At 45.8% G+C, this 20119-nt stretch carries 18 protein-coding genes; 9 read left to right on the top strand and 9 right to left on the bottom strand.

Annotated elements, in window-relative coordinates:
* The first annotated feature begins 9 nt into the window (after positions 1–9).
* The gene (gene clpA, locus ACQY6I_RS07745) at positions 10–2286 is read left to right on the top strand and encodes an ATP-dependent Clp protease ATP-binding subunit ClpA (protein WP_428240901.1); all 2277 of its coding nucleotides are present in this window, start codon (positions 10–12) and stop codon (positions 2284–2286) included.
* A gap of 114 nt (positions 2287–2400) precedes the next feature.
* Here the strand turns inward: clpA and infA are convergent, their stop codons facing one another.
* From infA to aat, 3 genes are read right to left on the bottom strand one after another with little or no spacing between them, the layout of a single operon-like run.
* A complete protein-coding gene (infA, locus tag ACQY6I_RS07740; protein WP_044617713.1) occupies positions 2401–2619 on the bottom strand; it encodes a translation initiation factor IF-1 in 219 nt (72 codons plus the stop codon).
* Between the two features lie 30 nt (positions 2620–2649).
* Positions 2650–3402: an arginyltransferase gene (locus ACQY6I_RS07735; RefSeq protein WP_428240900.1), complete on the bottom strand. Its 753-nt coding sequence runs from the start codon at positions 3400–3402 to the stop codon at positions 2650–2652.
* Entirely contained in the window at positions 3399–4121 is a 723-nt protein-coding gene (gene aat / locus ACQY6I_RS07730; protein WP_428240899.1) for a leucyl/phenylalanyl-tRNA--protein transferase, read from the bottom strand. Before aat ends, ACQY6I_RS07735 begins: the two co-directional genes overlap by 4 nt.
* A 118-nt stretch (positions 4122–4239) precedes the next feature.
* Here aat and ACQY6I_RS07725 point away from each other — a divergent pair, with 118 nt between their 5' ends.
* From ACQY6I_RS07725 to serS, 5 genes are read left to right on the top strand one after another with little or no spacing between them, the layout of a single operon-like run.
* On the top strand, positions 4240–6546 hold the full coding sequence (locus ACQY6I_RS07725) for a DNA translocase FtsK (RefSeq protein WP_428240898.1): 2307 nt from the start codon (positions 4240–4242) through the stop codon (positions 6544–6546).
* Positions 6506–7171 (top strand): outer membrane lipoprotein chaperone LolA, encoded by a 666-nt coding sequence (gene lolA / locus ACQY6I_RS07720; protein ID WP_428240897.1) that lies wholly within the window; start codon positions 6506–6508, stop codon positions 7169–7171. The genes ACQY6I_RS07725 and lolA overlap by 41 nt, the downstream gene beginning before the upstream one ends.
* Positions 7168–8496: a replication-associated recombination protein A gene (locus tag ACQY6I_RS07715; RefSeq protein WP_428240896.1), complete on the top strand. Its 1329-nt coding sequence runs from the start codon at positions 7168–7170 to the stop codon at positions 8494–8496. Before lolA ends, ACQY6I_RS07715 begins: the two co-directional genes overlap by 4 nt.
* Positions 8493–8885, top strand: a complete 393-nt coding sequence (gene crcB, locus ACQY6I_RS07710; protein WP_428240895.1) for a fluoride efflux transporter CrcB — start codon at positions 8493–8495, stop codon at positions 8883–8885. Before ACQY6I_RS07715 ends, crcB begins: the two co-directional genes overlap by 4 nt.
* Positions 8886–8902: 17 nt before the next feature.
* Positions 8903–10192 carry a serine--tRNA ligase gene (gene serS, locus ACQY6I_RS07705; RefSeq protein WP_428240894.1) on the top strand — a complete coding sequence of 430 codons (1290 nt, stop codon included), beginning with the start codon at positions 8903–8905 and terminating at the stop codon, positions 10190–10192.
* 50 nt (positions 10193–10242) lie between these two features.
* Here the strand turns inward: serS and ACQY6I_RS07700 are convergent, their stop codons facing one another.
* The 4 genes from ACQY6I_RS07700 to nhaB all read right to left on the bottom strand — a co-directional run bounded on the left by ACQY6I_RS07700 (position 10243) and on the right by nhaB (position 14146).
* Positions 10243–10491 carry a zinc ribbon domain-containing protein gene (locus ACQY6I_RS07700; protein WP_428240893.1) on the bottom strand — a complete coding sequence of 83 codons (249 nt, stop codon included), beginning with the start codon at positions 10489–10491 and terminating at the stop codon, positions 10243–10245.
* A gap of 150 nt (positions 10492–10641) precedes the next feature.
* On the bottom strand, positions 10642–11586 hold the full coding sequence (gene tal / locus ACQY6I_RS07695) for a transaldolase (RefSeq protein WP_428240892.1): 945 nt from the start codon (positions 11584–11586) through the stop codon (positions 10642–10644).
* Positions 11587–11627: 41 nt separating this feature from the next.
* Positions 11628–12596 carry a tRNA dihydrouridine(20/20a) synthase DusA gene (dusA, locus tag ACQY6I_RS07690; RefSeq protein ID WP_428240891.1) on the bottom strand — a complete coding sequence of 323 codons (969 nt, stop codon included), beginning with the start codon at positions 12594–12596 and terminating at the stop codon, positions 11628–11630.
* Between the two features lie 5 nt (positions 12597–12601).
* The gene (gene nhaB, locus ACQY6I_RS07685; protein ID WP_428240890.1) at positions 12602–14146 is read right to left on the bottom strand and encodes a sodium/proton antiporter NhaB; all 1545 of its coding nucleotides are present in this window, start codon (positions 14144–14146) and stop codon (positions 12602–12604) included.
* Positions 14147–14413: 267 nt separating this feature from the next.
* Between nhaB and ACQY6I_RS07680 the strand changes: the two genes are divergently transcribed.
* Positions 14414–16084: a hypothetical protein gene (locus tag ACQY6I_RS07680; RefSeq protein WP_428240889.1), complete on the top strand. Its 1671-nt coding sequence runs from the start codon at positions 14414–14416 to the stop codon at positions 16082–16084.
* Between the two features lie 28 nt (positions 16085–16112).
* On the top strand, positions 16113–16760 hold the full coding sequence (locus tag ACQY6I_RS07675; protein WP_428240888.1) for a hypothetical protein: 648 nt from the start codon (positions 16113–16115) through the stop codon (positions 16758–16760).
* Positions 16761–16765: 5 nt separating this feature from the next.
* Here ACQY6I_RS07675 and ACQY6I_RS07670 read toward each other — a convergent pair whose 3' ends face one another.
* The gene (locus ACQY6I_RS07670) at positions 16766–17080 is read right to left on the bottom strand and encodes an SCP2 sterol-binding domain-containing protein (protein WP_428240887.1); all 315 of its coding nucleotides are present in this window, start codon (positions 17078–17080) and stop codon (positions 16766–16768) included.
* A 152-nt stretch (positions 17081–17232) separates the two neighbouring features.
* Between ACQY6I_RS07670 and sohB the strand changes: the two genes are divergently transcribed.
* Positions 17233–18243: a protease SohB gene (sohB, locus tag ACQY6I_RS07665; protein WP_428240886.1), complete on the top strand. Its 1011-nt coding sequence runs from the start codon at positions 17233–17235 to the stop codon at positions 18241–18243.
* A 46-nt stretch (positions 18244–18289) separates the two neighbouring features.
* Here sohB and ACQY6I_RS07660 read toward each other — a convergent pair whose 3' ends face one another.
* Positions 18290–19999: a LysM peptidoglycan-binding domain-containing protein gene (locus ACQY6I_RS07660; protein WP_428240885.1), complete on the bottom strand. Its 1710-nt coding sequence runs from the start codon at positions 19997–19999 to the stop codon at positions 18290–18292.
* Between the last annotated feature and the right edge of the window lie 120 nt (positions 20000–20119).

Here is a 20119-nt window from a genome sequence, read left to right as displayed (position 1 = left end):
GGGTGAAAAATGTTGAGTAAAGACCTTGAGCAAACCCTAAATAACGCGTTTAAAGATGCGAAAGCAAAACGCCACGAGTTCATGACGGTGGAGCATTTATTATTGGCGTTGTTGGATAATGAGTCGACAACCAGTGTGCTGAGAGCATGCGCAGCCGATCTTGATAAGCTCCGAAAAGAACTGATTGAGTTTGTTGACTCAACCACGCCACTAATTCCCGCAGGTGATACAGACAGGGATACGCAGCCTACGCTTGGTTTTCAAAGAGTGTTACAGCGGGCTGTCTTTCATGTTCAATCTTCCGGAAAAAAAGAAGTAACGGGTGCTAACGTTCTGGTTGCGATATTCAGTGAGCAGGAAAGTCAGGCTGTTTTTTTTCTTAAACAGCAAAATATTAATCGTATTGATGTGGTTAATTTTATCGCTCATGGAATTTCCAAGGTGCAGAACCCTGATTCCGAGTCGAGTCCTGATCCCAGTTCTCAGCATGGAAATCCAGATGATGATTCTGGTGAGTCCATGGGGCAGCATCCTTTGGAAAGTTTTGCCACAAATCTGAACGAAATGGCCAGAAATGGCAGAATTGATCCTCTTGTCGGGAGAGAGAAAGAAGTTGAGCGGGTGATTCAGATTCTTTCCCGCAGAAGAAAAAATAACCCTTTGCTGGTTGGCGAAACAGGGGTTGGCAAGACTGCGATAGCAGAGGGTCTGGCCAAGCGTATTGTTGACCAGGAGGTGCCGGAAATTATTGACAAGGCAACAGTTTATTCCCTTGACCTTGGAGCCTTGCTTGCAGGAACCAAATATCGAGGGGATTTTGAAAAGCGTTTGAAATCTCTGTTGGCTGAGTTAAAGAAAAAACCCAAGTCCATTTTGTTTATCGATGAAATTCATACGATTATCGGAGCAGGTGCTGCCTCAGGTGGCGTCATGGATGCCAGTAATCTGCTTAAGCCTCTGCTCAGTTCTGGAGAGTTGCGATGCATCGGCTCTACCACGTTCCAGGAGTTCAGAGGCATCTTTGAAAAAGACAGTGCGTTAACACGCCGGTTCCAGAAGATTGATGTATTGGAGCCGAGTGTTGATGAAACCTATAAAATTTTGAAAGGTTTGAAAGAGCGTTTCGAGCAGCATCATGAGATCAAATATCATGACACAGCGTTGAAAGCTGCAGCTGAACTCGCGGCTAGGTACATTTCTGATCGACATTTGCCGGATAAGGCCATTGATGTCATTGATGAAGCTGGAGCGGCGCAGAGGCTGGTTTCTGAGAGCAAGCGCAAAAAAGTAATTAGTGTTAACGATGTAGAGAAGGTTATTGCCAGCATTGCTCGCATTCCTGCAAAAACAGTTAATCGTTCAGACAAGGAATTACTGAAAAACCTGGAACGCAACTTAAAAATGACAGTTTTTGGGCAGGAAGAGGCTATTGAAACACTGGCCGCTTCTATAAAGCTGGCGCGGGCCGGTCTGAAGCCTACTGAGAAACCGATAGGTTCTTTTCTGTTTGCGGGGCCTACAGGGGTTGGTAAGACGGAGGTTACCAAGCAGCTCGCGGAAAGCCTGGGGATACAGTTGATACGTTTTGATATGTCTGAGTATATGGAGCGGCATACCGTGTCTCGTTTAATAGGGGCTCCTCCAGGGTATGTGGGTTTTGATCAGGGAGGTTTGCTGACTGATGCAGTTACTAAGCATCCTCATGCGGTGCTGTTGTTGGACGAAATAGAGAAAGCCCATCCAGAGGTCTTCAATTTACTATTGCAGGTTATGGATCATGGAGCGTTGACCGATAATAATGGCCGTAAAGCGGATTTCAGAAACATTATATTGGTAATGACCTCGAATGCCGGTGCTGAGGAAATGGGGCGTCGAAGCATGGGCTTTACTACTCAGGACCACACTACAGATGGTATGGAAATCATCAAGAAGGCATTTACTCCCGAATTTCGCAACAGGCTCGATGCAATCGTTCAGTTCAAGCCATTGAACACTGGCATTATTATGGGGGTTGTGGATAAATTCCTGACCGAATTGCAGGCCCAGCTGGATGAGAAGAAAGTTCAGATGGATGTGGACGAAAGTGCGAGACAATGGCTGTGTGATCACGGGTATGACGAAAAAATGGGAGCTCGCCCGATGGCCAGGTTGATTCAAGACAAGATTAAGCGTCCATTGGCTGAAGAGCTGTTGTTTGGTCGTTTGATTGGGGGTGGCACTATTCGCGTTACTGTCGAGAACGATGACATCGCGCTGGTAGGAGAGGAAGTTGCAGAGCCAGCCTAAATGGTTTTGCTGCAATATAAAACAAAGGGCACCAGTATGGTGCCTTTTTGTTATGTGTTACTACATTAATCGTTGATTCAACAATTATTGGCTCAACTTATGTAGGCTATAGATTTAACGGGCTCGGTAAGTAATACGACCTTTACTAAGGTCATAAGGTGTCATTTCAACTTTCACTTTATCTCCCGTTAAAATGCGAATGTAATTCTTACGCATTTTGCCGGAAATATGTGCAGTTACAACATGACCGTTTTCGAGCTTGACTCTAAACATGGTATTGGGAAGGGTTTCGAGGATTTCGCCTTCCATTTCGATGACATCTTCTTTTGCCATAGTTGGTCTATTTAATCCAAAGCAAATTATTTACAGGCGCGGCATTCTGCCTGAAAATTGCCCATCTTTCAAAGGATTATCAATGTTTTTCAATAATTGCCACTGATTTTGAAGAAATACCTCTAAAGGTTGGAACCGGGTCTTGTAGTTCATTTTGACTGAATCTTTAATCCAATAGCCTAAATAGACAAAAGGAAGACCGTGAGCCTGTGCCAGTCTGATCAGGGTTAGAATTGCCAGGGTTCCCGGGCTTAACGGTTCCAGTTCCGGTTCGAAGTACGTGTAGATTGCACTTGGGCCACTTGAAAACCAGTCTATAACTGTTGTGGCAACCAGTTGTCCGTTGCGGCGATACTCTACAAACCGGGCCTGAGGTTGATCTGAGACAAGAAAGTCGTGGTAATGCTCGGGTGAAGGAGGGTACATGTCTCCATCCTGGTGACGAAGTTCCAGGTATCGACTGTACAGGTTGTAGTGTTCGTCACTGAACAGTGGTTTTACGATTTGGATTTGGATGTCGCTGTTTTTCTTTAGTATACGACGAAAAGATCGTTTCCAGACAAATTGAGACACTACAATTCGACAGGAAAGGCACTGCTGGCAATCCATGCAGTCAGGTCGATATATATGGTCGCCAGAACGCCTGAAGCCAACCAGTCCCAGGGCCTCGTTAATCTCTGGTGTCGGCCTGGTATCGGGAGACAAAAACAATGTTCTCGCCTTCTGGTCTGGAAGGTAGCTGCATTCATGTTCGTGAGTGCGATAGAAAACAAAATTATTCATGGTGCTAATGATAGTAGGTCAGAATGACTAAGCACAGTATCGCTGATGAATACGTTTGGTTCATAGCTGGCTTTTAGATGTTGCTGAAAATCTGCACGATCAATCTCTTCACCACCCATGGATTTTAAGTATGCTGTTTTCATCTGACAATCAATCAGGCTGAGCTCGGTCTGGGCCGCTGTAAGTGCCAATAAAGCATATTTTGAGGCATTGGTGGTCAGGCTGAACATTGATTCACCGAAAAAAATACTTCCCAGGTTTACCCCATACAGTCCGCCAACAAGTGTATCGTGTTGCCATACTTCAACAGAATGGGCAAACCCTTGTCGGTGTGCTTCGCAATACGCTGATATCATCGAAGGCACCAGCCAGGTACCAGTTGTGTTTGCTCTGACCTGGGCGCAATGATTGATGACATCTGCAAATCTGCGATCAAAACTTACATGAGTGATGGCATTTTTTTTGAGATGTTTTCTCAGAGACCTGTTTATCCGTAGCCTTTCGGGATATAGAACCATGCGGGGAGATGGTGACCACCAGATAATCGGTTCGTTATCACTAAACCAAGGAAATATGCCCTTATGATAGGCTGCCTTTAACCAGTCAGGCGTTAGCTGGCCCCCAACTGCCAGTAGGCCATTAGGCTGTTTTAGAGCCTTGTACACGTCAGGGAAGTATGGTTGTTCAGTGTTTAGCCAGGGAATATCCATTAGACTCATCAGTTTTGAGAAATTTCCCCGTATTTTCAAAGGGTTGTCTACAGAAGACAAGGGCTTTGAGATACACTTGGGGTAATCTGCTCATCAACGGGCTTTTAGTAAAATCAAGGTACCTAGTTTGGCAAAGACCGAAAAATCGACAACCAGCTCCCACTGGCAGCATTTGAAAGAAAGAGGAATAAGGGAAGGAGGGATGATTGCTCTCCTGGCGTTGGCTGCTTACCTGGGACTGGCTCTTTTTAGTTATTACCCTAAAGATCCAGGTTGGTCGTATGTGGGGCATGATCTGACGGTGCATAATATGGCCGGTCCGTCAGGTGCCTGGATTGCCAATGTCATGATGAGCCTCGTTGGTGATTTGTCCTATATTCTGCCATTGGTGCTGATCTATCGCGCCTGGTCATTGTTTCATGATCGTCACGATGAGAAAAAATGGAGTGGTCTGGTGTTTGCTGTCAGGCTTCTGGGGTCCATTATTCTCATGCTGTCTGGGGCAGGACTTGCAAGCCTGCATTTTCCGTCGACCAACCCTGCTACAGCCGGTGGTTTTTTGGGGCAATGGATTTCGGATATCTTTTTTAGCAGTTTTAATCTGGTTGGTAGCACGCTAATTCTGGTTGCTGCGTTTATGTTTAGTCTTACGGTTGCAACCAATCTTTCATGGCTAAAAGTGATGGAGACCCTTGGTGGGGTGGTGTTGTGGTTATCGGAGCGAGTGGTCAGTCGTATTCGGGTTTGGAAAAGCAATCGTCAGGAAGCTGCGTATTCACGTAATGCTTTGGAGCAACGGAAGGCTACGCTTGAGGTGGCATTACAGAAAAAAGAGCAAAAGAAACCGCCCAAGATCCAGCCGATGAAGCCAAAGCCTGAACCTTCCCAGCGTGCGGTCAAGGAAAAGCAGCCATCTTTGTTTGACTCCAGTTCTCTTGCACAACTGCCTTCGCTGGGATTGTTGACCCAACCAGATGCCAACCGAAAATCCGGATACAGTAAAGAATCTTTGGAAGCAATGTCGCGGCTTTTGGAGATCAAATTGAAGGACTTCGGAGTTGAAGCAGAGGTTGTATCGGTTGCTCCTGGCCCTGTGATTACCCGCTTTGAAATCCAGCCTGCTGCAGGTGTGAAAGTTAGCAAAATCAGTAATCTTGCGAAGGACTTGGCCAGGTCAATGGCCATGACCAGTGTGCGGGTGGTGGAGATCATTCCAGGTAAAACAACGGTCGGTATTGAAGTTCCTAATGAGAACAGGGCGATTGTACATCTCAGTGAAGTTTTGTCTTCGGCGATCTATGACCGCTCGCATTCTGTTCTGACGATGGGGTTGGGGCATGATATCGGTGGGACGCCGGTGGTTGCAGATTTGGCCAAAATGCCTCACCTGTTGGTGGCAGGTACAACTGGATCCGGTAAGTCTGTAGGTGTGAATGCCATGCTTATCAGCCTGCTTTACAAAGCGACACCGGAACAGGTACGGCTGATATTGGTTGATCCCAAGATGTTGGAATTATCTGTGTATGATGGTATCCCTCATTTGTTAACTCCAGTTGTTACAGATATGTCAGACGCTGCCAACGCTTTACGCTGGTGTGTTGCGGAAATGGAGCGTCGTTATAAGTTAATGGCGGCAGTAGGTGTTCGGAATATTGCTGGTTTTAATAAAAAGATCAAGGAGGCTGAGGCGCAAGGGGATGCTATTAAGGACCCTCTTTGGAAGGCGGAAGATCATATAGAAGGTGAAACTGCGCCGGCGTTGGAGTCATTGCCATTTATCGTGGTTGTCATTGATGAGTTTGCTGACATGATGATGATCGTCGGCAAAAAAGTTGAAGAGCTGATCGCTCGTCTTGCGCAAAAAGCTCGTGCGGCTGGTGTTCATTTGATACTTGCAACGCAGCGGCCATCAGTTGATGTGATTACTGGTTTGATCAAGGCCAACGTACCCACTCGAATAGCCTTTCAGGTCTCCTCAAAAATTGACTCCCGAACCATTTTGGATCAGGGCGGTGCAGAGCAGCTGTTAGGGCATGGGGATATGTTATATATGCCCCCGGGCACCAGTTATCTGGAGCGGGTTCATGGTGCGTTTGTGTCTGATGAAGAAGTACACAGTGTTGTCGGTGAATGGAAGCAAAAAGGTCAACCTGTATATATTGATGAAATTACTGATGGTGGGTCAGATGATTCTATTCCAGGCATGACGTTATCTGGTGGTGATTACGAAGGAGAAGCAGATGCGTTTTTTGATGAGGCTGTCGCATTTGTTACTCAAACCAGGAAAGTATCTGCTTCTTCTTTGCAAAGAAAGTTTCGTATAGGTTACAACCGTGCTGCTCGATTGGTTGAATCTATGGAAGAAGCAGGAATTGTCAGTAGTGCCGGCCATAATGGTAATCGCGAAGTTTTGGCTCCACCTCCTCCGGAATAATAGGAATCTTATGAATATAAAAATTGCTTTGTGTTTGGTGTGTATGCTTCCGGGAGCTGTTTTTGCCTCGGAAAGTAATCTTAAGCAATTTATTGCTTTGTTGACGCAGTATGACAATTTTAAAGCGGGTTTTGTCCAGTCCACGGTATCAAGTGATGATTCAACCCTTGAATCTGTTGAAGGAGAGGTTCTAATAAAACGGCCGAATCAATTTGTCTGGCTTAGTTATCCTCCAGTAGAGCAGGAAATTGTGTCCAACGGGAAAACTCTGTGGATATATGATCGGGATTTGGACCAGGTCACCATTCAGCCGGCTAAATCAAAAATTCAGGATAGCCCAGCTGTGATTCTTTCTGGAGACGAGCAGCAAATAAAGCGGTTGTATGATGTTTCGCTGAACAGTGATGGGGTTTATGTATTGACTCCGGTAAAAGAGAATTCAGGGTTAAGTTCAATCCAGGTTTCTTTTAAAGAAAAAGTTGTCAATGCCCTGTTGTTTGAAGACTCACTCGGTCAAAAAACCATTATTGAATTGTTTGATACCAAAACCAATGTTGCTCTGGATGGTCATGAATTTGATTTTGTTCCTCCAGATGGTGTTGATGTGTTGGAACAGGCAGAATGAATGATCTGTTTGATCAGGACGAAAACCGTTTTAGGCCTTTGGCAGAACGTTTGAGGCCAACTTCGCTCGACCATTATTTTGGTCAGTCGCATGTTCTTGGTTCAGGTAAGCCTCTACGTCGAAGTATCGAAAATGATCAGTTGCAATCTATGATCCTTTGGGGCCCGCCTGGTGTTGGCAAAACTTCTCTGGCTAAGCTTTTGGCACGATTGACTGCATGTCATTTCGATACTTTGTCTGCCGTTATGGCGGGTGTCAAAGATATTCGAAGCAAAGTCGATAAAGCGTTGATGTACCGTTCTCAGGGTCGTAGAACGGTGTTGTTTGTGGATGAAGTGCATCGTTTCAATAAGTCCCAGCAGGATGCTTTTTTGCCGTATGTAGAAGATGGTACTTTTATTTTTATAGGCGCAACGACTGAAAATCCATCGTTTGAGCTTAATAGTGCTTTGCTCTCCCGTGCGCGGGTTTATAAATTGCAATCCCTGGCAGAATCAGAGTTGTCTCAGCTGTTAGATCATGCATTGAAATATGATGAACAGCTGCAGCGTCAGGAACTGAAATTCTCTAGTGAAACCAGCCAGCTGGTAGTCGCTGCGGCAGATGGTGATGCACGCAGGCTGCTCGGTATGGTCGAGATGATTGCTGATATTGCGGAGCCGGGAGTAGAGGTGAGCCATGAGCTGGTTCGGGAGATTATCGGCGGATCTGTTCGTCGCTTCGATAAAGGTGGTGACGTTTTTTACGAACAGATATCTGCTTTGCATAAGTCTGTAAGGGGAAGTGCGCCAGATGCGGCATTGTATTGGTTTTGTCGAATGATTGATGGCGGTTGTGATCCTTTATATGTAGCAAGGCGGGTGGTTCGCATGGCATCAGAAGATATTGGTAATGCCGATCCCAGGGCCTTGACGTTGGCTTTGAATGCCTGGGACGTCCAGGAGCGATTAGGGTCTCCTGAGGGTGAGCTGGCTATTGCCCATGCCGTCATATATTTGGCTTGTGCTCCCAAAAGCAATGCTGTTTATAAGGCTTACAAGAGCGCGATGTCGCTGGTTGTTGAGTCGCCATCGGAGGAGGTTCCGATGCATTTGCGTAATGCACCGACAAAGCTGATGTCAGACATGGGAATGGGAGCGGAATATCGTTATGCCCATGATGAGCCCGAAGGGTATGCGGCGGGGGAAAATTATTTTCCTGAAAGCCTTAAAGATCAGACGTTTTATGCTCCTGTCGCCCGTGGGCTGGAGGGAAAAATCAAGGAGAAACTTGAGTATTTGTCCAACCTTGACCGTCATTCGAATAGGAAACGTTATTCATCATGAGTCCTTATCATTGGAGTTTTTTGCTGGCAGTTGCTGCTGGTGGTGCCTGTGGTGCAATGTGCCGTTATATGCTGGCGCAGCTTACGCGTAATTGGATGGCTCATGGGCTACCCGTTGGAACCTTGCTTGCCAATATCATCGGTAGTTTTGTTATGGGCTTGGCATTTATCTGGTTCACACTAAAATACCCCCTGCTGGGACACTGGCGTACTCTTATACAAGTTGGATTTCTTGGAGCTTTGACCACTTTTTCCAGTTTTGCACTGGAATCTGTGTTGCTGTGGGATCAGGGTAACAATACTATGGCGTTGATGTATGGCATTGGTAGTGTTGTCGGGTGCCTTCTGGCTGTCGTCATGGGTATACAAGTTGGAAAATTATTCGTTTAATCTTTTTAGGATCAATCATGCTGGATATCAAACTGCTGCGTACAGAGTTGGAAGATGTGGCTCTGAAATTGAAGAAAAAAGGCTTCACGCTCGATGTGGATACTTTTCAGTCGTTGGAGGCAGAAAGAAAATCGTTGCAGGTTGAGTCTGAGTCTTTGCAGGCTGAGAAAAATAAGGTCTCCAAGGAAATCGGGCAGTTGATTGCTACTGGTGTTCCTGTTGATCAGGCGAAGCAACAAGTTCAGGAGAAGCTGGCTGAGATATCTGACCGTCTGGATGATTCCGGCGAAAGACTCAAGGACGTTCTGGGTAAGCTGGATGATATGCTGGCGCGCATTCCGAACATCCCTGATGAATCGGTGCCCGAAGGATTGACTGAAGACGATAATGTTGAGGTTTTAACCTGGGGAACGCCACGAGAGTTTGACTTTGAAGTTAAGGATCATGTCGACCTGGGCAGTGGTTTGGATGGTCTGGACTTTGACATTGCCGGAAAAATAACCGGTAGTCGTTTTGCGGTGATGAAAGGCAGACTGGCTCGTCTTCATCGTGCGCTGGCCCAATTCATGTTGGATACCCATGTCAATGAGCATGGGTATACTGAATTAAATGTGCCTTTTATCGTAAATGCAGATTCCATGTTCGGTACCGGTAATTTGCCGAAGCTGGAAGAGGATTTGTTTAAGCTGCGGGGTGATCAGAATTATTACTTGATCCCAACAGCGGAGGTCCCTGTCACTAACATGGTTCGTGATCAGGTATTGGATGCCGAGGCCTTACCATTCAAATATTCCGCGCATACACCTTGTTTTCGCAGTGAGGCCGGTAGCTATGGCCGAGATACCCGCGGAATGATCCGCCAGCATCAGTTTGAAAAAGTTGAAATGGTTCAGATTGTTCATCCTGAAAAGTCTTTCGAGGCACTGGAAGAGCTGGTGGGTCATGCTGAAGCGATTCTACAGAAGCTGAACTTACCATATCGAAAAGTTGTTTTGTGTGGTGGAGACAGCACGTTTGGGTCCGCCAAGACCTATGACCTTGAGGTCTGGTTGCCTGGACAAAACAAATACCGTGAGATTTCAAGTTGTTCCAATCTGACTGATTTCCAGGCGCGCCGTATGCAGGCCCGCTATAGAAACCCGGAAACCGGCAAGCCAGAGCTGGTGCATACTTTGAACGGGTCCGGGCTCGCGGTTGGTAGAGCCATGGTTGCCGTTCTGGAGAACTATCAGCAGTCCGATGGATCAATTGAAGTGCCGGAAGTGCTGGTGCCGTATATGGGTGGGGTTACCGTTTTACATCCATGATTAATCCGCTGTCAGGTGAGCAGCCTGACAGTTTTTTCCTTTCAATATTGTTATCCTGAGCAACCACCGCAACAGTTCTTGTTTGCGCATGGTGGTGCCTCAGGATTTTTCAGCGCACTGCTTTTCACTAGGCCAACGGCAGTTAGCACCTTATTTACAGGTGTATCTCCTGGTATTGATTTGTCTTGAGCACCTGTCAGATGTTCCAGTTCGCTCCAGGTCGTGAGTGTTGTATTCATGGAGTGTCTTACCTCGTAGATCTGTTGATTGGCTTCACAACGATAACGATAGGTTGGCATGGCTGTTCTCTTTATTCGAACGATAAGGGTGCACAAATATATAGGATATGAAATGGAAAGTTGAAGAGGCTGGAATTGCTTCAGGTCAAGCTATATGCGTTTGGTGGGGTAATTCACAGAGAGCCCGAAGGCTCCCCATGCTTTTAAGGTTTACTGACTCAACAGTGCTTCAAGTTTTTCGATATCGGCGATGAATGAGCGGATTCCTTCGGCTAGCTTTTCAGTCGCCATTGCATCCTGGTTCATCTCCAGACGAAATGCTTTTTCAGTGATGGGGGTTGGTGTGGCTGTCGTATTGCTCGCAGGTTTGAGCATGCGGGTCAGTTCACCTTGGTCACCGGCAAGGCTATCTAGTAGGGCGGGGGATATGGTCAGCTTGTCGCAACCGGCCAAGTTCTCAATTTCGTCTTGGGTACGGAAGCTGGCGCCCATCACAACAGTCTTGATGCCATGCTCTTTGTAGTAATTATAGATACTGGTAACAGATTGAACTCCTGGGTCATTGGCGCCACTGTAGTCAGCATCGGGCTGGCTTTTTTTATACCAGTCCAGGATGCGGCCTACAAATGGTGAAATCAGAAATGCACCGGCATCTGCACATGCTTTAGCCTGGGCAAATGAAAACAGAAGTGTCAGATTGCAATGAATGTTTTCCTGCTCAAGTACTTTGGCGGCTTGAATGCCTTCCCAGGTGGATGCAATTTTTATCAGGATCCTGGATTTATCCACACCGATCTTAGAATAGAGATGAATAAGGGTGCGGGCTTTTTCAATGGTTGCCTCGGTATCAAAAGACAGTCTGGCATCCACTTCAGTGCTAATCAGTCCTTCAATATTCTCGCTGATCTGCGCACCCAGGCATACTGCCAAGCAGTCAGCCAACTGCCCGGAAGAAGGAGTCCCGTATTCGCTTTCACCAAGGGTTTTGGCTTTTTCAATCGTTGCCTGATATTGGCCGGACTGGATGGCCTTAAGGACCAGTGTTGGATTGGTTGTAGCATCTTCAGGCTTTAGACGCTTGATAGCATCCAGTTCCCCTGTATCTGCTACCACGGTTGTCATTTGTTTCAATTGCTCGAGCTTGGAAAGACTCATCGTCTACAGTCTCCTGATTAAATAGTTTGGTTGAGCTGCAATCATTGTATCAGCTTAAGAGCCTGGGAAAGAAGATGACTATTCTGCGGGGTTTTATGCATATTCTGGCTAAGAAACCTGCGAAAAGCACGTGCTCCGGGCTTTCCCTGCACAACGGCCAGCAAGTGTTTCAGGATAAATTTTACTGGAATATCCTGGCGGGCCAGTTGGTCGACATAAGGGATCATGGCGTGAAGTAACTGAATGTCCGTCATATCATGACCTGCTGAACCGTAAATCTGGTCATCAACATCTTTCAATATCATTGGATTGTAATAGGCTTCCCGGCCAATCATGACGCCATCAACATGCTCTAGGTGTTTGTGACACTCATCGATGGTTTTGATACCGCCATTTAATATGATTTCACAGTCAGGGAAGTCTTTTTTTAAAGCATAAACTGTATCGTATTTTAGTGGAGGAATCTCTCGGTTCTCTTTTGGAGAAAGGCCTTGGAGTATGGCTTTACGGGCATGTACGATGAATACCCGGCACCCAGCATGATATTGAGAGCCAATAAAGTCCCTGACAAAACTGTAGGAGTCTAGGTCATCCACGCCGATGCGATGTTTGATTGTCACAGGCAGGGAGCAATGATCGGTCATTGCTTTAAATGCGTCTTGCACTTTTTCCGGATGCTTCATCAACACCGCTCCGATCAGACCGTTTTGTACGCGATCAGAAGGGCAGCCGACATTGAGATTCAATTCAGAGTATTGCCATTTTTCCGCCAGCCGGGCCGCAGTAGTCAGTTCCTGAACGTCATATCCACCCACTTGGAGTGCCAGAGGCTGTTCCAGTTCTGAATAATCCAGAAAACGATCAACATTTTTGCTTCTGGCCAGAGCTGCGCTGGTTACCATTTCAGTATACAAAACCGCATGTTTGGATAGCTGCCGCCACATATAGCGGCAATGCCTATCAGACAGGTCCATCATGGGGGCAGTGCAGAATCGTCTGTTTATCGTCATCCGAACTAATACCATACCAGAACAGCGACGATGGACACTCCCGTTAACACCACGGTATAGGGCAGCGCCATCCATACCATTCTCCCATAAGAAAGTCTTATAAGTGGAGCAATTGCAGAGGTTAACAAAAATAAAAAAGCGGCTTGTCCATTAGGTGTGGCCACAGAAGGCAGGTTGGTGCCAGTGTTGATTGCGACGGTCAGGACATCAAAGTGTTCTCGACTGATATGGCCGTGTTGTAACTGTTCGTATACTTCGTTGATATATACAGTAGCAACGAATACGTTATCGCTGATCATCGAAAGGACGCCATTAGCCAGAAAGAACATGACCGGCTGTATCTCTGTATCCAATGTCAGTACCCATGAGATAATGGGGGTAAATAAATGTTGCGCGTGTATGACGGCGACAATGGCAAAAAAGACTATGAGCAGTGCAGTGAAGGGTAGGGCTTCGGTGAAGGCTTTACCGATAGCGTGTTCATCATTTATCCCATTGAGTGCAGTTAACAAAATAATGACTGACAATCCAATCAGACCAACTTCAGCCAGGTGAAAAGCAAGGGCCAGCACCAGATAGGCAGCGACAACTCCTTGCATGACTAATTGAATGATGTCAGCTTTTGTACGATTGCTCTGCTCATGATGGTCGTACTCTTCCAGTATGCCTCTGACTGAATCAGGCAATAAATCTCCATAACCAAACCATTTCGTTTTTTCCAGTAGTAGACAGGTTAATAATCCAGCCACCAGGACTGGCATGCTTACCGGAGCGATACGGATAAAGAACTCAACAAAATCCCATCCGGCCACATTGGCAATTAAGAGATTCTGTGGTTCTCCCACCAGAGTGCATACTCCTCCCAGTGCTGTACCTACAGCTCCGTGCATGAGCAAGCTTCGCAGGAATCCTCTGAAATTTTCCAGATCATCGCGATGGTTCTCACCCAGCTGATCATCATCGTCGTGATTATGTTCATGAGTGAAGTGTTTGCCCGAAGCGACCCTATGGTATACAGAGTAGAACCCCACGCTGATACTGATTAGTACCGCTGTAACGGTAAGTGCATCCAAAAATGCGGATAATATTGCTGCCATTATGGAAAATAGCAGTGACAGTAGCGCTTTTGACCTGACTTTAAGGAAGACCTTGGTAAATGCAAATAACAGCAGGTCTTTCATGAAGTAAATGCCTGCAACCATGAACATCAGCAGCAGAATGACTTCAAGATTATGCTCGGTTTCTATCATAACGTTGGCAGGACCAACAAAGTTTCCATCATCGCTGACACCGGAACCTGCCAGGCCAATGATGACGGCCTCTATTGCCAATAACCCACCCGGTAACAGTGGATAACATTTCAGGGCCATGGCAAGCGTAAAAATGAACTCGCCGATTAACAGCCAGCCAACTACGGTTGGGCCAGTATCACCTAAAATAAACAACAAAATTGGATTAATGATCAAGAAGGCTATAATAACCTGCTTATACCATTGAGGAGCGTTTCCTAAAAAGTTGTGGGTGAGGGCCTTTGAAAGAGTTGCGACCATTAAGTTTTCCTCAGGTTCATAATATAAAATGACTACTAACTGACCTACAAAAAAAGACGCAACAAAGTATAGACTCTTGCAAATATTGCAACCATTTTAGCGGAGGCTATCCTTAACATTGATGTTCGTGTGTATATCTTGCTTAGTTTTGCTACGGTAATCATCAAATTGTGAGCAAAGTGCTGGTGGTTAAATAGTTTTTAAGGCAGCATTAAGTGGTTAAAACTGACGCTTAGTTTCAATATATCCTAATGACGATGGAGTTAAATGAGCAGTACAGCCTCTTTTAAACTGGTTCATGAAGAACTGGAAAACACTATTCAGGAAGCTCAAAAAAACCTGGAAACCTTTTTGTCAGACCCCAGTGACATAAGGGTTTTAGAGAGTGCTATTGATGAAATAAATCAGGTTCGTGGTACTTTCGTTATGCTTGAGGATAAAGGCGGTGCGATTCTATGTGAAGAATTCGGGCGTCTGTTGACTGAGCTGCCAGTATCTGACCTCCAGGCACAGAATAATCGTGGCAAAGTGGTCAGTGATGCTGTTACCCAGACGTTGTTGATTCTGGGGCGTTATTTTGAATATTTGGGGATTCGTCAACAGACGCGCCCTGAAATCCTGTTACCTTCTATCAATAGGGTACGTAAGGCTCGAGGGTTGCAGGATCTCCGTGAAAGCTATTTTTATAATTACACAGTCACCCATATTCTGAAACCGCGTACTCAGGCAGTGTTAAAGCTTGATAAACAGACTTTGATCAATCTCAGAAAGTATCGTCATATCTATCAGGCCTCATTTCTTTTCCTGCTTAAGGGTGAGCGTACCCGTGGGGCATTCAAATATATGCATAGGGCTGTTTCCCAGGTTGTACGAATTGCAGCCAACAGTAATATTGCCCCTATGTTCTGGCTGGCTGCATGTGCAATTGACTGTATGGCGGCATCAGGAGCTCAGGTTGGGCCCGCAAGAAAGTTGACGCTGGCTCAGATTGATCGTCAAATCCGATTGCTGATAACTCATAAAGAAGCAGCGTTTCAACAGAAACCAGCCAAGGATCTTATTAAAGAGCTGCTATATATCATCGCCCTTTGCAAGGTAGATGCTCCGCTCGCGAACCAAATCAAGCGTGTTTATAAACTTCCTGATACCGACGTCAGTGATCATGAATTGTCGGAACAGATTGATTTATTGAACAGCCCCGGGCAGTCAGTAATGCAATCCGTCTCAACAGCCTTGAGTGAGGAAATTCTTAACGTCAAAGAAATGGTGGATAATGCAGCCCGTAACAATCAAAACATTCCTTTTAGTGCCAAGGCGTTGCATGCAGCATTGATTAAGATTACCGATATTCTCAAAATGGTTGGGTTGGTCTCTCCGTCTAATGTTCTCAGGCAACAGGCAGATATGGTTGGTGGGTGGGCTGATCGTGCGGCTCCTTCGACGGATCAGTTGCTGCGAATTGCCGATGCTGTTTTGTATGCCGAGAGCGCTATTGGCCGTTTGAGTCGCGGTGCTCCTGTGGCGAATGTCGAAGATCATATCAATGAAGCTGCCGGCGCTCAGCTGCGTGAAGCCAAGGTCGCTTTGATTGATGAGGCATCCAGTGGGCTGGCAACGGCGAAACGGTCCATTACCGCCTTCATTGATTCCAATGGCGATACTATTCATTTGGCTAATGTCAAAGCAACTCTGGCCGGAGTCAAAGGGGCATTGGTCTTCCTTGGCAGTCAGAAAGCTGCCCAAATCGTGCAGGTATGCTCAGATTTTGTTGAGAAGAAACTGCTCTCGAAACAGGTTTCGTATTCAGCAGATGTGCTCGAACATCTGGCAGATGCATTGTCCAGTATGGAATTCTTCATTGAAACCACAATCAGCGATGACACCAATGATATGGAAGCGCTGAAGGTAGCTTCTCATGCGGCAGCGCATCTGCACTGAGCAGTGAATAAAGAAACAAGGAAAGATCATGTCATATTCCATTTTTTTTGCAGTTGGAGCGCTGATCGCATTCCTCACCCTGATAGGTGGTCTGTTCATTCTTGTACGGAGTAGATGGATACTTGGGTGGATAAAAGGAAGTTTTGGTCTATTGATGGTGTTAGGGGCTGTTTTTGGCTTTTTTACTTTATTCGACCTGAGTTCTTATCGCGCACTTCACATGGAGCGCAATCTTGCAACAGTCTCTTTCGAGCAGCTGTCAAAGCAGCGTTTTAAGGCAATGGTTTCAGTTTCCAATGATGAAACCTGGGAGTATGAGCTCGCTGGTGATATGTGGCAGATGGATGTCAGGATTATTACCTGGAAAGGGCCTTTAGCTGTAATGGGAATGTTGCCTGCTTATCGGTTGGATAGGCTATCTGGCAGATATCTGACAGTTGAAGATGAGAACGGCAATGAGCGTACTGCTTATAGCTTCCATGACCAGAAAGGCATTGATGCCTGGGCCATGATGCAGAAAGTAGGGGGGCTGGGTTTGATTGATGCTTCTTACGGCAGTGCTACCTACATGCCTATGCGTCACGGTGCTTTGTATGCAGTGGGCCTGGCCGCCAAAGGGTTGGTTGCCAGACCTATTAATGAGCCTGCCAAGGAGGCTCTTCAGCAGTGGAAGTAGCTCTCTTACATTGAGAACAGATCTCCAAGTTTGGTTGCCAGCATCATATTGCCTTCGGTTTTCAGCTTTCCAAGCATAAATGCCTGCATACCGCTGGTTTTGCCTGAGATGATTTTCTCCAATGTTTCCTTGCTGAGTATCAACGTGACACTAGGGTCTTCATGATCACCCTGGTGTAACTCGCAGCTTTCGTTGGCGACCACCAGGTAATAGTGATCATCATCGGATATATTGAACTGAAAGATTACGTCCATGCCAGCAGCTGCGGATGCATTAAATTTTCCAACAATTTGTTCGAAAATTTCTGAAACTGTTCCCATATAAATCTCTCTTTTAGTCATGATGTAATTAGGCTGTTATTCTAGACAGTCTGGCTGATTAAATTCAAACGGTTGTTTGAAAATATTCTGGATTATGAATATAGGTCATAAAAATAGGTTGTAGAAATTATTGATGAGCTGAGGAGCACAAATTGGCTGAGTATGGCATTTTTCTATTGAAGACAATCACATTGGTGATTGCATTTGGCTTTATTGTAATGATTGTGGCGTCGGTTGGCAGCAGGCACAAGAAGTCCGGGAAGGGGCATCTGGAGATTCACAAACTGAATGACCGCTTGGATGGATATAAAAAGCAGATTAGTCAGGTTCTGCTGGATAAAAAAGAACAAAAAAAGATCAATAAAGAGGAAAAGAAACGTGAGAAGGCCAACCGAAAACGGTCGGAGCCTGCAAAACGCAAGGTTTTTGTGATTAATTTCGTGGGTGATATGGCGGCTTCTGCGGTCACTAATCTTCGTGAGGAAGTTTCTGCAATACTGGCGGTTGCCAGTGAAAAAGACGAGGTTGTACTGAAGCTTGAAAGCCCTGGTGGGGCGGCGCATAGCTATGGGTTGGCTGCATCACAGTTAACTCGCATCAAAGAGAAGGGTCTTGGATTGACTGTCTGCGTCGACAAAGTGGCGGCCAGTGGTGGCTATATGATGGCTTGTGTGGGAGACAAGATATTATCTGCTCCTTTTGCCATTATTGGATCCATTGGGGTGGTGGCTCAGCTCCCTAATTTTCATCGTTTGCTAAAGAAAAATGATATTGATGTGGAACTGCATACTGCGGGTGAGTTTAAGCGGACTTTAACGATGTTGGGAGAAAATACCGAAGAAGGTCGGGCAAAATTTAAACAGGAGCTTGAAGCACTGCATCACCTTTTTAAGGAATTCGTGCGAAAAAACCGCTCTCAGTTGGATATCGATAAAGTTGCAACGGGTGAGTTTTGGATGGGGGCAGAAGCATTGGATTTGAAGCTGGTCGATAAGATAGGTACCAGCGATCAGTATCTGATGGATTTGAGTGCCAATGCCGATGTGTTTGAAGTGATTTATCGTAGAAAAAAAGGTATCCCTGAGCGTTTGGCAAATTCGGCTAGTCAGGGAATGATAGAGTCTTTTTCAAAGCTCAGTCAGGTCTGGAGCTGGCAGAAATAAGGACTGGAAAGCAGCTCCAGAAAGGTACTGGAGCTGCGGTTAGCAACTAGTTTGAGGTGACATCCACATAAATTGTGATGTAATCACCAGGTTGCAGGTATTTGCTGTCAAAGCTGTTCCATTTTCGAAGGCTGGATACTGTCACATTAAAACGACTGGCGATTCTGGATAGTGAATCTCCAGATCGGACTTTATAACCTACCTTGCGAATAACGTTGCGACCCCCTGTATTGGTCATCGCTACCATTTGATGGTTCTTGTCGACCCAGACAACGAGCTCCTGGCCAACTCTTAAAGTATCCGTGGGAGCCATGCCGTTCCATTTGGCTAGTTCCCTGGTTCCCACTTTGTACTTCCGACTGATTTCCCAGAACGAGTCACCGGTTTCAACAATATGAACGACTTTGGTCTTTGATTTTGAATCCGGGTTGTAGCTTTGGCGGCTTGCCAGACGATTATCCGAGCTGAGGGTATACTGATTTTTGTCCAGTGAAGAAGAGGGAATCATAAGCGTTTTGCCTGCAACAATAATATTGTTGCTAATGTGATTGGCATTCCGTATCACATCGATAGTTGTGCCAAATTTTTCGGCGATGGTACTCAGAGTGTCGCCTGACTTAATAGTGTACCGGCTCCAGGTAACCCTCTGTTTGACTGGAATTTCCGACAGTCGTTGCTCAAATAATTCCGCATTTTTGATTGGAACCAGGAGGCGGTGAGGCCCGTCAGGACTGGTCGCCCATTGATTAAAGCCTGGATTCAATAAATAGAGTTCGTCAAGCTCTACTTCCGCCAGTTCTGCAGCCTGTGCCAGGTCTATCTGGCTGCCGGTATCCACTGCCGCGAAATAGGGGGCTTTTGGAAGTACAGGAAGGGATACACCAGCGGTTCGAGTATCCCAGACGATTCTGGAAAGAGCCAGCAGCTTGGGAACGTATGCCGAAGTTTCTTTAGGTAATGAAAGTGACCAAAAGTCAGTTGGCAATCCTTTTTGTTTGTTATGTCGAATTGCTCTGGAAACCGTACCGCCACCAGAATTGTATGCGGCCAGAGCCAGCAGCCAGTCTCCTCCAAATCGATTGGATAGACTTTGTAGGTAGTCTAAGGCGGCATCTGTTGAGGCAATAACATCTCTACGCCCGTCATACCACCAGTCTTGTTTAAGACCATATATCTTGCCTGTGCCAGGAATGAACTGCCACATCCCGGAAGCTCTGCCATGAGAATAAGCAAAAGGGTCATAGGCACTTTCAACAATAGGTAGCAGTGCGATTTCGCCAGGCATATTACGTTTTTTCAATTGTTCGACGACGTAATATATATAACGCTTACTTCGATTGCTGACTCGTGTCATATAAGACGGATGCTTGCTGTACCAGTTGTACTGAGCTTTTACTCGAGGATCATCGTGATATATATCGAGAGAAAACAGCTTGCGCATATCCAGCCATAAATCATCCGGATACAATGTCGGGATGTTAGCATATTCGTATTGGCTGCCATCGAGACGGGTATTTAGCTGTTTTAGCGCGCTGATGTATTGAGTTATGTTAAGGTCTTTTGCTGTTTCATTCGTTTTCTCTGTCTGACCGGTTGCCTGTTCGTCATATGTATTGATCTTTCCGGAGGCAGAGTCTGTTGTAGGTGACTCTACTGTATTTGAATTCTGTTCTTGTTGTAGTCCAATAGTTTGGCAGGCTGTCAGAATGAAGAGAAATTGAACACAAATGAGTGTGTACCAGTGGTTTCTGATCATGAATTTTTCTTTAATTAAAACAAATAGTTAAAGACAATATCTCGACCAAAATATAACATTCTTAATATTTCGCTGCTTAGGCAGGAATAAAACTGTCATTTTGGTAGACTGTTTATAGTT

Origin of the sequence: Gynuella sp., assembly GCF_050297175.1 — a bacterium.
Classification (GTDB): domain Bacteria; phylum Pseudomonadota; class Gammaproteobacteria; order Pseudomonadales; family Natronospirillaceae; genus Gynuella.
The sequence above is the reverse complement of the archived record's forward strand: the minus strand, read 5'-3'. Positions and strand labels throughout refer to the sequence as shown.